The 13,687-nt window shown below is 72.7% G+C and carries 12 protein-coding genes and 1 pseudogene; 6 read left to right on the top strand and 7 right to left on the bottom strand.

Annotated elements, in window-relative coordinates; translation table 11 throughout:
- Positions 1-398: 398 nt before the first annotated feature.
- On the bottom strand, positions 399-971 hold the full coding sequence (locus ABD236_RS35000) for a hypothetical protein (protein ID WP_425543839.1): 573 nt from the start codon (positions 969-971) through the stop codon (positions 399-401).
- Positions 972-1,251: 280 nt separating this feature from the next.
- Between ABD236_RS35000 and ABD236_RS34995 the strand changes: the two are divergent.
- Both ABD236_RS34995 and ABD236_RS08225 read left to right on the top strand, forming a co-directional pair.
- Positions 1,252-2,133: pseudogene (locus tag ABD236_RS34995) on the top strand (low temperature requirement protein A); the annotation flags it as partial.
- A gap of 41 nt (positions 2,134-2,174) precedes the next feature.
- The gene (locus ABD236_RS08225; RefSeq protein WP_344071823.1) at positions 2,175-2,411 is read left to right on the top strand and encodes a hypothetical protein; all 237 of its coding nucleotides are present in this window, start codon (positions 2,175-2,177) and stop codon (positions 2,409-2,411) included.
- 7 nt (positions 2,412-2,418) lie between these two features.
- On the opposite strand, the gene ABD236_RS08220 is transcribed toward ABD236_RS08225, so the two are convergent.
- Complete coding sequence (locus ABD236_RS08220) at positions 2,419-2,970, bottom strand: GNAT family N-acetyltransferase (protein WP_344072257.1); 552 nt, start codon at positions 2,968-2,970, stop codon at positions 2,419-2,421.
- A 48-nt stretch (positions 2,971-3,018) separates the two neighbouring features.
- Here ABD236_RS08220 and ABD236_RS08215 point away from each other — a divergent pair, with 48 nt between their 5' ends.
- Together ABD236_RS08215 and ABD236_RS08210 are read left to right on the top strand one after the other, a co-directional pair.
- Positions 3,019-3,603, top strand: a complete 585-nt coding sequence (locus ABD236_RS08215) for a TetR/AcrR family transcriptional regulator (protein WP_344071821.1) — start codon at positions 3,019-3,021, stop codon at positions 3,601-3,603.
- Positions 3,604-3,843: 240 nt separating this feature from the next.
- Positions 3,844-7,557, top strand: coding sequence for an nSTAND1 domain-containing NTPase (locus ABD236_RS08210; RefSeq protein ID WP_344071819.1), 3,714 nt, complete (start codon positions 3,844-3,846; stop codon positions 7,555-7,557).
- A 21-nt stretch (positions 7,558-7,578) separates the two neighbouring features.
- Here ABD236_RS08210 and ABD236_RS08205 read toward each other — a convergent pair whose 3' ends face one another.
- The 3 genes from ABD236_RS08205 to ABD236_RS08195 form a co-directional block, all read right to left on the bottom strand.
- Complete coding sequence (locus ABD236_RS08205) at positions 7,579-8,049, bottom strand: DUF3592 domain-containing protein (protein WP_344071817.1); 471 nt, start codon at positions 8,047-8,049, stop codon at positions 7,579-7,581.
- Between the two features lie 134 nt (positions 8,050-8,183).
- Positions 8,184-9,425, bottom strand: coding sequence for a serine hydrolase domain-containing protein (locus tag ABD236_RS08200; RefSeq protein WP_344071815.1), 1,242 nt, complete (start codon positions 9,423-9,425; stop codon positions 8,184-8,186).
- 116 nt (positions 9,426-9,541) lie between these two features.
- A complete protein-coding gene (locus tag ABD236_RS08195; RefSeq protein WP_344071813.1) occupies positions 9,542-10,384 on the bottom strand; it encodes an SAM-dependent methyltransferase in 843 nt (280 codons plus the stop codon).
- A 194-nt stretch (positions 10,385-10,578) separates the two neighbouring features.
- Here ABD236_RS08195 and ABD236_RS08190 point away from each other — a divergent pair, with 194 nt between their 5' ends.
- The gene (locus ABD236_RS08190) at positions 10,579-11,196 is read left to right on the top strand and encodes a dihydrofolate reductase family protein (RefSeq protein ID WP_344071811.1); all 618 of its coding nucleotides are present in this window, start codon (positions 10,579-10,581) and stop codon (positions 11,194-11,196) included.
- 19 nt (positions 11,197-11,215) lie between these two features.
- Here ABD236_RS08190 and ABD236_RS08185 read toward each other — a convergent pair whose 3' ends face one another.
- Both ABD236_RS08185 and ABD236_RS08180 read right to left on the bottom strand, forming a co-directional pair.
- Entirely contained in the window at positions 11,216-12,019 is an 804-nt protein-coding gene (locus ABD236_RS08185) for a maleylpyruvate isomerase family mycothiol-dependent enzyme (protein WP_344071809.1), read from the bottom strand.
- A 71-nt stretch (positions 12,020-12,090) separates the two neighbouring features.
- On the bottom strand, positions 12,091-13,089 hold the full coding sequence (locus tag ABD236_RS08180; RefSeq protein ID WP_344071807.1) for an aldo/keto reductase: 999 nt from the start codon (positions 13,087-13,089) through the stop codon (positions 12,091-12,093).
- A gap of 252 nt (positions 13,090-13,341) precedes the next feature.
- On the opposite strand from ABD236_RS08180, the gene ABD236_RS08175 reads away from it, so the two are divergent.
- Complete coding sequence (locus ABD236_RS08175; RefSeq protein ID WP_344071805.1) at positions 13,342-13,656, top strand: hypothetical protein; 315 nt, start codon at positions 13,342-13,344, stop codon at positions 13,654-13,656.
- Positions 13,657-13,687 lie beyond the last annotated feature (31 nt).

Raw genomic sequence — 13,687 nt, 5'->3', positions numbered from 1 at the left:
GAGGGGCGCTGCCGCACGGTGGCTGGGGAGTGCGGTGCGGATGTCGGGCTGGTCCACGGCAGTGCGAGCATGGTTCTCCCCCTCGGCCCCGGGCCCGGGATCCGGCGATCCCGCGCAGCGGGTGCGGTGCGGCGTGCGTCAGGAGCGAGACACCGGTGTGCGACCCGGTCGGTGGTCGAGTCGGGTGTCCTGCGGTGTCTCGGTGGAGTCCCCTGGTGACGACCCCGCTCCTTCGCTGTTCATGTCAGCTTTCGCTTGAGTCTGCCTTGCCTTGTGGAGGAGGTGAGGGCGGAGCAGTGCGGAACAAGCCACCGGGCAGGACGACGTCCGCGCCGGGGCCGCGGCGGGCGGCCCCGGCGCGGTGCGGGCGTCGGTGTGCGCCCCGGGGGCGCGGGGTCCTACTCCTCGAAGTACGCGTTCAGCACTTCTTCGAGCTGCTCGGACCACTGCGCGAGACTCGCCCGGTCCGCGGCCTGGATGTCGTTGCGGAACCAGCGCGGCCGGGGCAGATGCACGGTGATGGTGAACCGCCGGTTCCAGCGCGAGGTCGCGTACTCGACGGCGCTCAGCTCGTCCCAGCCGAACTCGGCTTCCTCGCCGTCCAGGCACAGCCGGATCCCGGAGCGGTCGGCGGTGATGGATCCCCGCCGGTCGGAGGCGGAGAAGACGGGTCCGTCCCCGGCCGCGTCGGCCTCTTCGGGGGCGGGTTCACCGGCGGCGGCGTCGCCGTCCGCCGCCCGTGCGGCCGGGACGGTGGCACCGGTCGGCGCGTCCGCCACCTCCGCGGCCACCTCCTCCGTCTCGGGTTCCCGCTCGGGCTCCGGTCCGGCCGCGCCCTGCCGGTCCGCGGGCGCCTCGGGCGCGGCCGCGGGGGCGGGGGTGAGCCCGGGGATGTGCGCCGGGTTCAGTGCGGCGGCGTTGAGGGCGGCGGCGTTGAGGCCGGTGTGTTGGTCATCTGTTCGCTGGTCCACGGCGCGAAGTATGGCGAACAGAGCTGTGTGAGAGCCATAAGGGGTCGTCATATCCGGGTCGGCGGCCATCTGATCATGTCCTGGAGTCGACGGTCCCACAAGGCGTCCACGGGTCCGGCACGGGTGTTCCACGCGCCTTCCACGGTTGACGTGCCCTGCGGTCCTACGGTCCCGCCGTCCCGCGGCGGCCACTGGCCCGCCCGGGCGTCTCACCCGCCCGTCCCCGGCGCGCCCGGTCCGTACCGCCGGGCGGGCCTCGCACAGTGGGCGGGTGAGCGAGATGGCAGACGCCGGGGCCGCCGACGGTATGGGCAGTGCGTCCGAGGAGCACCGCGCGGGCTGGTTCGAGCTGTTCTTCGACCTGGTCTTCGTGGTGACGGTGAGCGTGCTCGCGCACGGGTTGCACGGGGACCCGGGCGCGGCCGACTTCGGGAAGTTCCTGGTGCTGTTCTTCCCGGCCTGGTGGGCGTGGGTGAACCTGACCGTCACCGTCAACCTCTTCGGCTCGGCCTCGGCCCGGGTGCAGGGGATGCTGCTCGCCGCGATGCCCGCGCTGGGGCTGATGGCCGCCGCCTCCCCGGCCGGGCTGGCGGAACGGGCCTGGGCGTACGCGCTCGGGGCGGCCTGGGTGCGGCTGGTGCTGTTCCTGATCTGGTTCGGCCACGCCCGCCGCCCGGGCAGCCCGCTGCCGCTGTGGCGGCCGCTGCTGTACTGCCTGGTGCCCGCCGCGCTGTGGGCGGTCTCGGCCGTGCTGCCGGGGGCGGGGCGGTTCGTGGTGTGGGGGCTGGCGATCGTTCTGGAGATGGCGCTGCTCGCGATCCGGGCGGGGATGGGCACCGCGCCGTACGAGCGGATGTCGGTGGAGCATCTGGTCGAGCGGATCGGCCTGTTCGTGGTGATCGTGCTCGGCGAGAGCGTCTTCACCGTGGTCGTCACCTTCGAGGAGCACTTCACCGCCGCCTCCGGCCTGACCGCGCTGTTCTCCTTCGTGGTGGCGGCCGAACTGGCGCTGATCTTCTTCGTCTGGGGGACGGGCAACGCCGAGCGGGGCCTGAGCCGGGCCCAGTCGGGCCGGGCCACCCAGGTCATACGGGACACCGTGATGTATCTGCCGTTCGTCCTGGTCTGCGGCATCACGGTGATCGCGGCGGCGCTCGGCACGGCGGTCGCCGAGCCCCACCACGTGCTGCCCCGGGGCGCCGGATGGGCGCTGTGCTCGCCTTCTACAGCGCCAACGCGGCCATCTCCACGCGCTACGGCGACGGGCTGCGCTACGTGCTGCGCTGGTATGTGCCCTGTCTGGTCCTCACCCCGGGCATGCTGCTGCCCGCCGCCCTGCTGCTGCCCGCGTGGGCCGCGGTGGGGTGTGCGGCGGCCCTGGTGTTCCTGCTCGCCAAACTGTCCCGGTGGCGCACCCGGGGGCGGGTCGTGGCGGGGTGAGGCGGACTCACCCGGTGTGGGCGCGCCACTCGTCGGCGAGGACCGCCCAGATCTGCGTGTCGTGGCGGGTGCCGCCGTACGACCAGGACTCGCGGCTCACGCCCTCCAACGTCATACCGAGCCGCTTGGCCACGGCGGCGCTGCGTGCGTTGTCGGCGCGGCAGTGCCACTCGGCGCGGTGCAGCCCACGGGTGGTGAAGGCCCAGTCCAGCAGAGTGTGGCAGGCGCGGGTGACGACGCCGTGGCCCTCGGCGGCCGGCTCCAGCCAGCAGCCGACCTCGCAGGAGCCCAGGGCGGCGTTGAAGTCCGTGAACATCACTCCCCCGACCAGCGTGCCCTCCAGCCATATGCCGTAGAGGCGGGCGCCGTCGGCGGCCTGGCGCTCGGCGTAGCGGCGCAGTGTGCCGCGTGCCCCCTCGACGTCCTGGCTGATGAACCCCGCACCCACCCAGGGACGGATGTGCTCACGCGCCCGGTCCATATGGGCGGCGAACTCCTCTGCGTGCCACACCTCCAGCGGACGGAGGAGGGCGTTGTCCTGGACGGGGAGGGAGAACATGATGACCTCATTCACATAACAAGCGTTACGGTTATGTACCGTAGCAGCATGCCACGTACCAAGGGTGATCACGAAGCCCGTCGACGCGAGGTCTCCGAGGCGGTCTGGCGGGTGCTGGCCGCGCAGGGCTTCGGCGGACTGACCCTGCGCGCCGTCGCCGCCGAGCTCGGCGCGACCACCGGCCTGCTCACCCACTACTTCCCCGCCAAACGCGATCTCGTGGCGCACGCCCTGGAACTGCTCGACGAGCGGACCACCGCCCGCCCCCGGCGTGCGCCCGGCACGGGTCTGTCCGCCGTGCGGGCCGCTCTGCTCGACATCCTGCCGCTGACCGCCGAGGCCACCGCGACCAACCGGATCTGGGTGTCCTCCTGGGACGCGGCCCTCGCCGACCCGGCGTTGAGCGGGGAGTACGCCCTCAAGTACGGGCGGAGCCGCGAGAGGCTGCGCGATCTGGTCGCGGCGGCCCAGGAGCTCGGCGAACTGCCCGCCGGCGACCCGCTGCGCATCGCCGAGGGCGCCCAGTCGTTCGTGCTCGGTCTGGTGGTCCAGGCGCTCTTCGCGCCCGAGGCGTTCTCCCCCGTACGCCAGACGGAGCTGCTCGACGACTATCTGACGGCCCTGACGCATTGATTAGCCGCCCGGACAGGGGCTGCGCATCAATCGGCGGGACGCTGGGATCGATGGGTCACACCGGTACCGCCGCCCACGGGGGTGGTCGCGGTACCCCGGCGGACGGTGTGCGGCGGCCGGTGCTCCTGATCCGCCGCCGCACACCGCCGGCCCTCCGCGCACACCTGGCCGGGGCCCTCCTTGCCGGTCCCGGCCACCGTTCGTAGCCTGACGACTACGCGATCACTGAATGGGGAGACAGTGGGACGCTGTGAGAAGCCGCTCGACCCGGCGGCCGGTCCCGTACAGCAATTCGCCGAGGAGCTGAGGCGGTTGCGCCAGGAGGCGGGCGGTCCGACCTACCGGGACATGGCCCGGGAAGTGGAGTACTCCGCCGCCGCGCTCTCCCGTGCCGCCTCCGGCGACACCCTGCCCTCGCTCGCGGTGGCGCTGGCCTATGTGAAGGCCTGCGGCGCCGATCCGGCGGGCTGGGAGGAGCGCTGGCACGCGGCGTCCCGGCAGGACGCCGGCCGGATCGGCGCCGAGGACGAGGACGCCGTCCCGCCGTTCCGGGGTCTGGCGCGGTACGAACCCGCTGACGCGGACCGGTTCTTCGGGCGCGACCGGCTCACCGACGAGCTGGTGCGGACAGCCCTGGACCACCGCGTCACGGCGGTCCTCGGCCCCTCGGGCAGCGGCAAGTCGTCCCTGTTGCGCGCCGGGCTGATCCCCCGATTACGGGCCCTGGACGAGACCGGCGGGCGCCCCGCCGCCCTCCGGATCCTGACCCCGGGTCCGCACCCCGGCCGCGTTCACGAAGCACTCGTCGCCCCGGACGCGGCGGCCGGGGACACCTGGCTGATCGTGGACCAGTTCGAGGAGGTCTTCACGCTCTGCCACGACGTCGAGGAGCGCAACCGGTTCATCGCCCTGCTGATGGGCGCGCGCGATCCCGCGAGCAGGCTGCGCGTGGTGCTGGGCATCCGCGCGGACTTCTACAGCCACTGCCTCGAACACCCCGACCTCGCCGCCGTCGTCCACGAGGCGAGCCTGCCCGTCCGGCCGCTCACACCCGCCGAGTTGCGCGAGGTCGTCCTGAAGTCCACGGCGGCCGAGGGGCTGATCGTGGAGCGGTCCCTGACGGCCAGAGTGCTGGAGGAGGCGGCCGCCGAGCCCGGCAGCCTGCCCCTGCTCTCCCACGCCCTGCTGGAGACCTGGCGCCGCCGCCGGGGGCGGACCCTCTCCCTCCAGGCGTACGAGGTGGCGGGCGGACTGCACGGCGCGCTCGCCAAGAGCGCCGAGCACACCTACGGCCAACTGCCGGACGGCCAGGCCGAGGTGGCCCGGCAGCTCCTGCTGCGGCTGATCACGCCCGGGGACGGCACGCCCGACACCCGGCGCCCGGTCGCCCGCGAGGAACTGGACGCCGTCGACCCCGTGCACGCCGCTCCGGTCCTGGAGCGGCTGGCTCGGGCCCGGCTGGTCACCCTGGACCAGCGGAGCGTCGACCTGACCCACGAGGCGCTGATCACCGCCTGGCCACGGCTGCGGCAGTGGATCGAACGGGACCGCGACCGGCTGCGCGCCCACCGCCAACTCGCCGAGGCCGCCCAGGACTGGCACGACCTCGGCCGCGACTCCGACGCCCTGCTGCGCGGCACCCGCCTCGCCCAGGCCCGGGCCGCCTTCGGCGCGGCGGACCGGCGGATCGGCCTCACCGCCCTGGAGGAGGCCTTCCTCAGCGCGAGCGGGCAGGCGCACCGCCGCGCCCGCCGCATCCGGCACACGCTCGTGTCCGCCGTCTCCGTCCTGGTGGTGCTGGCCGTGGTGGCGACCACCGTCGCCTGGCAGCAGGGCCGGGCCCGCGACCAGCAGCGCGACGAGTCGACGGCCCGTGGCACCGCCGCGCTCGCGCAGAGCTACCTCCAGTCCGACCCGCAGACCGCCATGCGGCTGAGCCTCGCCGCCTGGCGGCTCGCGCACGTACCGGAGGCGCGCGCCGCCCTGGTGGCCGCCGCCTCCCGCCCGGACGTGGACACCGACCCCGGCCCGGATCCGGACGCCGACCCCGACACGCCGCGCTTCCTCGACCGGTACGGACGTACGCTGACCACCGGCGGCAGCGGCATCGAGCGCCGTGACGTGGACGGCCATCGCACGCTCTCGTCCGACTCCGTGGACGGCGCGGCGACGGAAGCGAGTCCGGACGGCCGGACCGTGCTCCTCACCGGCGGCCCGGGCACCCGGCTCTGGCAGCCCGGTCAGCGCCGGAGCGACCGGCCGCCCGCCTTCGCGGGATCCGTCCTGACCGTCGGCGCCTTCCGGGCCGATGGGCGGGCCCTGGTGCTCACCGACCCCTACGACACCCCGTCCCTCCAGGTGTGGAGCGTCGCCGACCGGCGCCTGCTGTTCAAGACCACCGCCGACCATCCGCTGGACGCCCGCCGCACGGCCGTCAGTACGGACGAGCGCCTCCTCGCCACGTGCGCGGCCGGCGCCCCGCTCGAAGTCCGAGACATGGCGGCGAAGCGGCGGCAGGCCCTGCCCCGCGCCCTCGCAGCGGCCGCCCGCTGCCCGGGCGAGGGCGAGTTCCACCGTATGCGGTTCACCTCCGACGGGGAGGGCCTGACCGTGATGAACAGCACGGGGGTCCGGACCTGGAACCTCACCACGGGCCGCCGGGAGTTCGCCATCGAGCAACACGACATGAAGGAGGCCGAGTTCAGCGCCGACGGACGGCTGCTCGTGGCCGTCGTCGGCACCGAGATCCTGATGTGGCGGACGGCCGCCCCGAAGGTCCCCGTGTTCCGCTACCGGCTGGTGGACGAGGGGGCCAAGAGCCTGCGGCTGGACGTGGAACGCGGCCTGCTGCGCTTCCTCGGCGGCCGCCATATGACGGCGGTCCGGACGCTGGACGTGCGGGGCGTCGTCCGGGCGGCGGCCGTCAACGACCCGGTGGACGCCTCGGTGTTCAGCCAGGACACGCGCGTCCTGGCGACCTCGGTGCCCCAGGGGACGAGGATGACGTTCCAACTCCGTGATGGGGCGAGCGGGAAGGTGCTGGTGGAACTCCCGCCCCAGCCCTGCCCGGTGGGCACCGAGCGCTGTCGCGGCGACATGGCGTTCAGCGCCGACGGCCGGACCCTCGCCTACGGGGTGCTGACGTCGGACCAGCCGCGCCCCCGCCAGGACATCACGCTGTACGACGTGCGCGGGCGCCGGACGAAAGCCGTCGTCGACCTCACCTCCCCCGGCAAGCCCCGCCAGCGGACCCTCTCCCTCGCCCTGGACCCTTCGGGCGAGAACCTGCTGGCCATCCGGGAGACCGAGGAGCGCAGATCCCTCGAAGTCCGCAATGCCCGAACGGGCAAGCTGACCACGGTGTCCGACAACGCGGGGTACTACTTCCTGCTGCCGCCGACCAAGGACCAGGCGGTCACGGCGGCCGGAATCGTCGTCGACCTGCGGACCGGACGCACCAGCCTCCACCCGCACGCCTCGGACATGGCTGCCGTCGCGGCGGCCGGCGGCGGCCTGGTGGCCTCGGAGAGCGCGATCGACCAGATCAAGGTGTGGGACGAGAGCGGGCGGCGGGCCACGAAGCGCTTCTCGCTCAGGACGGACGACAACCCGGCGCCGAGCGACGACTTCACCCAGGTCTTCGCCCTCGCCCTCTCCCACGACGGCCGCATCCTGGCGGCCTCCGGCTCCGACGGATCGCTGCAGTTGTGGGACACGTACACCCAGCGCCCCCTCGGCACGGCCCTGCCCACCGGGGGAGACGTGATCAGATCGCTGGCCTTCAGCCCGGACGGCAACGCCCTGTACGCGGCGGGCCTCCTCACACCCTGGCGCTCCTACCCGCTCGGCCCCCGCGCCCTCTCCGCCGACCTCTGCCGCCGCGTCCACCACGAGTTCAGCCGGAAGGAATGGCACGATCTGATCCCCGACGCCGGCTACCGCAGGCTCTGCTGAGTCCACACCCCGCAGAGCCCGTCAGCTCGTCCCCAGGAACGCCGCCACGCCGAATCCCATCGCGGCGAAGAGCAGCCCCACGCAGGTGAAGAGCACCATCGCCGCGCCGAAGCAGCAGGTGATCGCGCCCACCCCCGGGGCGGCCTCCGCCGCCATCGCCCGGTCGGGGCGTTCGGGCGGATACCGCACCGGCACGACGTCCCCGGCCACATACGGGTGCCGCGAGACGACCTCGGCCCGGGCCTCCCGGCCGTCCCCGGTGCGGAACGCGACGATCAGACGGCGCTGGCTGGTGCCCGGCCCGTCGCCGGAGTGGCGGTGCACCACGTACGTCTCCAGGCAGCGCGCCTCGGCGAACCGCCCCTCGCGCAGGACCCGCCGGTACTCGGCGCTCTTGCGCGCGCCCAGCACGAGCATGGTGATCCCGAAGGCCGCGAAGAGGAGTCCTACCGAGCCGAACACCACCCCGAACGCCCCGCCGACTGCCAACATCCCTCGTCCCCTCGCCGATCCGGCCCGGGCCCCGCCCGGATCTGGCGCACCTCGCGGGCGCCGATGCCCGTGAAGATGTACCGGGGGAGCGGGTGGTTCCCTCTCGGGTGGGCCGGATCAGGAGGAGGCGCAGGTCAGGCGGCTGACAGCGGGGTGTCGGGGGCGAGTGCGTCCGCGATGCGCTCGGCGATCCGCTCGGCCATGTTGCCGTCCGGGGTGGTCGCGGTCTTCGTGGCGGAGACCGCGATGGCCAGCCGGTCGGAGGGGAGGTACGCCTGGATCGCCGCATAGCCCGAGAACGACGGGTTCTGAACCACCCAGCCGTTGACGACGATGACGCCCACACCGAAGTGGAAGACCGGGGTCTGCTTCACGCAGACGGTGGCCGGGCATGTCCTGGTCGCGCCGCCGAGGCCGACCGTGCCGGGGTCGAGGAGGGTGCGGTAGGAGTGGCGCGAGAGGAGCTCACCACTGCCGATCGCCCGCGCCGAGCGGGCCAGGTCGCAGATGTGGGTGGTGATGACCGCGCCGGGCGCCGTGGTCCAGGACGGGTTCCAGAACGTGGACTCCTGGTATGTGCCGCGCTCGGAGGTGAAGGCGTGCAGGACCGGGGTCGGGATGTCGGGGGTGAAGTTGTTCCGGGTGTCGTGCAGGCCCAGCGGGCCGGTGATCCGCTGCTCCAGGAACTCGTCGGTCCGCATGCCGGTGATCTTCTCCAGCGCGGCGGCCAGGAGGACGTAGTTGGCGTGCGAGTAGCTCCAGCTGGTGCCCGGCGCGTACCAGAAGGGGTGGCGCAGCGGGTACGCGACCAGCTCCTTGGGGGTCCACTGGCGGAACGGGTGCGCCGTCAGCTCGGCGAGGAAGGCCGGATCGGTGACGTAGTCGTGCAGACCGGTGGTGTTGGTCGCCAGCATCCGCAGGGTGATCTTGCGGGCGTTGGGCAGGCCGGGCAGCCAGCGCTCCACGGTGTCGTCGAGACGGACCCGCCCCTCCTCCACCAGCTGGAGCAGGGCCGTGCCGATGTAGGAGAAGACCACGGAACCGGCGCGGAAGTGCATGTCCGGTTCGGCCGGGACGTTGGTCATGGACTCGCCGAGCGCGTCGGTGAGCACGTCGTGCCCGTCGACGGTGACCCGCAGTTCCACGGCCTTGAGGTGGAGTTCGGCCTTGGCCCTGCGGGCGATGTCCCGGACCTCGCGGGCCTGGTCGTCGAGGTGGCCCCCGGTCTTCACACAGCCGCGTTCCTCATGGCCGGGCCCGCCCGCGAAGGCGGGGGAGACGGCCGCGGTCTGGACCGTGGCGGCGAGGAGCGCGGTGCACAGCAGAGCCGTACGGGCGCGGGCGCGCAGACGCGCGGACAAGCGGGTTGGTGTCATGACCGCACTATGGCGAGGGCGACCGCGGGAAATCAGCCGAACACTCCGCAGAACATGACAGAACTGCCCATGTGGTGCAGGAGCGTCGTCGGCTCCCGGCGGTCGAGGACCCCCGGTCAGCCGCGGCGGCAGTGGAAGATGCCCCAGCGCAGGTGCCCGCGGCGGGCCGCGTCCACCCACAGGGGGAGATTGGCCAGCACAGTGTCGACGTAGGCGGGGCTGATGATCTGCCGCAGCTCCTCCTCCCGTCGACGGGTCTCCGCGGTGAGGCGTTCGTAGTGGGTGACGACCTGGCGGCCCCGGTCGTCGAAGTCGGTGCGGGCCAGGTCCAGTCCGGCCAGCGTGCGGCGGTAGAAGTCCACGGTGGCCAGGGCGTCCACGCCCAGCCGAGACACGGCGGGGTACAGGGTCTCGGCGGGGACGTCCTCGGCGGCCATCAGGTCGGTGAAGACCAGCGCCCCTTCCGGCTTCAGCACCCGGGCGGCCTCGCCGAGCAGCCGGATGCGGTCGCCGCTGTGGCAGAACGCCTCCTGGGACCAGACGGCGTCGAAGCCGCGGTCGGGGAACGGGATGTCGTGGAAGGAGCCCGTGACGACCTCGATCAGGTGGTCGAGACCGCGCTCCACGTTGGTGGCGCGGTGGCGCTCGTTCTGGGAGGCGCTGAGGTTGAGGGCGACGACCCGGCACCCGAAGCGCTCGGCCAGATACCGGGTGGCGCCCCCGTAACCGGACCCGAGGTCCAACACCGTGCTCTCGGCGGAGAGCAGACCGTCCAGCCTGTCGGCGGCCTGCTCGACGGTACGGCGGGAGGCCGTCGCGATCGACTCCTGGTCGTGGGTGTAGATCCCGGTGTGGATGTCCTCGCCGCCCCACACGGCGTCGTAGAACGCGTCGACGTCGGCGGTGTCGTAGTAGCTGCGGGTCGCCTGCTCGGAATTCGACGCGCGGTCGTACGGCATGGGTGTCGCTCCTTGCCCGTGGTGGCGGTGCGGTTCGCAGACCAGCTCAACGTACGCGCCGCCGCCGTCACAGAGCGCGAACAAGCCACCCGGCCAGGTCGTCGTGAACTGTTCGCCCGGCCGCCGATGAGTTTCGCCGGCCCGCGCCGTCTTCATGGAGCAGACCGCGACGGCGACCCTTTCGGAGGAACATCATGCGTAAGATCACGGCCGGCCTCTTCATCTCCCTCGACGGAGTCGTCGAAGCCCCCGACCAGTGGCACTTCCCGTACTTCAACGACGAGATGGGCGCGGCAGTCGGCGAGATGCTCGGCACGGCGGACACGGTGCTGTTCGGCCGCAGGACGTACGAGAGCTTCGCCGGGGCGTGGCCGGAGCGCGAGGCGGCCGGCGGCGAGGACGCGGGCTTCGCCAAGACGCTCGGCGACCAGCGCAAGATCGTCGCGTCCAGCCGGAAGCTGGAGTTCACCTGGCGCAACTCCGAGCAGCTGGAGGGCGACCTCGTCGAAGCGGTCACCGCCCTGAAGAACGGGCCGGGCGGTGACATCGCCCTCAGCGGCTCGATCTCGGTCGTCCGCCAGCTGCTGGCCGCCGGCCTCCTGGACGAACTGCATCTGCTGGTGCACCCGCTGGCCGTACGCAAGGGAATGCGCCTGTTCGACGAGGGCGACACCGCGATCCCGCTGAGGCTGACCTCGTCCCAGGCGTTCCGGACGGGCGTGCTGCATCTGGTCTACGCCCCGGCCGAGCGGGCCGACGAGGCCGACTACGACGACGCCAAGCCGCATCTTCCCCAGGAAGACCAGCGGTGACAGCGCGGCGCCGCGCACCTCAGACGGGCGGGACCAGGGTGAAGTAGCGTTCGAGGAGCGCCGCGTCACCCCGCACTTCCAGGCCGTCCACGGGGATCCGGCGCCAGAGGAACAGCATCAGGTCCGACGCGGTGGCGGTGAGCTCGACATCGCAGCACCCGCCGCCCGGGTTCAGCAGGACCCCGTCGGGGTCGGTCTGCACGATCCAGACGCGGGAGCCGTCGGACTGCCGGAAGCGGAGCCGTTCGCCGGCGCCCGGCGGTGCATTGTGCCGGGCCCGGCCGGCGGGAGCCATCACCTCGAACGAGTGGGTGACGGCGTCCGCGGCCAGTTGACGGTCGACAGGTCCGGGGGCGCCGATCGCGTTCTCGGCGTCCCAGCGGTGCAGGGCGGCCTCGATGGTCTGCATCCGCTGCCAGAACCCGACGGACTGGTCCCGCGACCAGGTCCACACCGGCTCGGCCGCGTCCCGGGTGGCCAGCAGTCCGGCCAGCGAGGAGGCCCCCTCGGTGAACCACTCGACGAGCCCCGGCGGAAACGGGACGCGGTTCGGGGCGTCCTGGGGGAGCGGCCAGTGCGCCGCCGCGGCCGGGAGACCGAGGACCGAGAGGTCGTCCGCGCGCGGCGGCTGCCGGCGCCGCCCGCCGATCACCTCGCTCACATGGCGGTGCACCGACCCCAGGTGGATCACCAGGTCGACCACCGACCACTCGGGACACGACGGGACCAGCGCGGCCCCGTCGCCTGCCGCCGCCGACGACGCCTCGCGGATCGCCGCCTCGAACGCCTGGATCTCGCGCTGGAAGTGCGCAACGTAGTCCATGCTCCATCCTGTTGCGCTCCTCGCCGCGGGTGCAACCACCCCCACGCCGCCCCAGGCCCCGCCGTACGCGCTCAGTTGCCGACGAAGGTGAGGTTGGTGGCGTCGTAGCGGGTGCCGGCGATCCGGTCGGCCGGTGCGGCGGACTCGATGGCGGCGAGGTCCTCGGGGGAGAGCTCGACGGTGAGCGCCGCGAGGTTCTCCTCCAGGTACTTCTGGCGCCGGGTGCCGGGGATCGGCACCACGTCGTCGCCCCGGTGCTGCACCCAGGCCAGCGCCAGCTGCCCGGCGGTGACGCCCTTGGCCTCGGCCAGCTCGTCGAGCTTCGCCACGATCGCCAGGTTGCTCTCCAGGTTGCCGTCGGCGAAGCGCGGCTGGGTGCGCCGTATGTCGCTGGCGGCAAGCTTGTCGACCGAGCTGTACTGGCCGGTCAGGAAGCCGCGGCCGAGCGGTGAGAACGGCACGAGGCCGATGCCGAGTTCCCGGCACACCGGGGCGATATCCGCCTCCAGGTCGCGGGTCCACAGCGACCACTCGCTCTGCAGCGCCGCGATCGGGTGGACCGCGTGCGCCCGCCGGATGGTCCGCGCACCGGCCTCGGAGAGCCCGAGGTGGCGCACCTTTCCTTCCCGTACCAGCTCGGCCATGGCGCCGACGGTCTCTTCGATGGGCACGTTCGGGTCGACGCGGTGCTGGTAGTAGAGGTCGATGTGGTCGACGCCGAGCCGGCGCAGCGACGCCTCGCAGGCCTCGCGTACATAGGCGGCGTCGCCGCGGATGAGGGTGGGCTCGCCCAGCTTGTTGGCGAAGCCGAACTTCGTGGCCAGCACCACCTCGTCACGCGGGCGCCCGGCGATCGCCCGCCCGATGAGCTCCTCGTTGTGCCCGTGGCCGTAGTAGTCGGAGGTGTCAAGCAGGGTGACCCCGAGGTCCAGGGCGTGGCGCAGGGTCGCCGTCGACTGGGCGTCGTCCGTGTCGCCGTAGCCGTGGCTCATGCCCATGCAGCCCAGGCCCTGCGCGGAGACCGCCAGGTTGCCCAGGTGGCGGGTGGGGAGTGCGGGAACGGTGGTCATGGTGGTGCCTCCTGAACTCGAAGTGATCTGTTCAGGACGCTAGGTGCTGGAGTGCGCTCCAAGTCAACCGGGCGCCGGATCCCGGACTTGGCGTCACAGGGCGGCCCGGCCGTACCCGAATCGCGTCCGGCCCCACCCGTCCGACGATCCGACCAAGCCGTCAGCTCGTGTCGCACCGGGCCGAGCGTCGTTGTGAGGGTGGTGAAGCACTTCCGCTTCGCCGTCCGTCGTCCGTTGTCCAGCAGGGGATCAATGATGCGTGTTATCCGTCCGTTCGCCGTCTCTCTCATCGGGCTGGGCATGGCCCTGACCGTGTCCGCGGGGACGGCGGTCGCCGCGAAGGGCCCGTTCACCTTCCAGAGCGGGGGCCGGCCGTTCTTCGTCCAGGACCTGCCGGACGGCAAGTGCTTCACGATGTCCCAGCCGGCTGCCGCCCCGCACAACGGGACGGGCACGGCGGCCTTCGTGTTCCCGGGCAAGCAGTGCAAGGGCAAGGCGACGCGGATCGCCCCCGGCCAGAAGGCGCCGGCCAGGCTGCGCTTCGCCAGCGTGCGGTTCGGCCGCTAGAGCTGGGATGAGCGGGCGGGGTGCGGGGCGC

This window comes from Streptomyces crystallinus (assembly GCF_039521265.1).
In the GTDB taxonomy this organism is placed as follows: domain Bacteria; phylum Actinomycetota; class Actinomycetes; order Streptomycetales; family Streptomycetaceae; genus Streptomyces; species Streptomyces crystallinus.
This window is presented reverse-complemented; position numbering and strand designations above follow the sequence as displayed.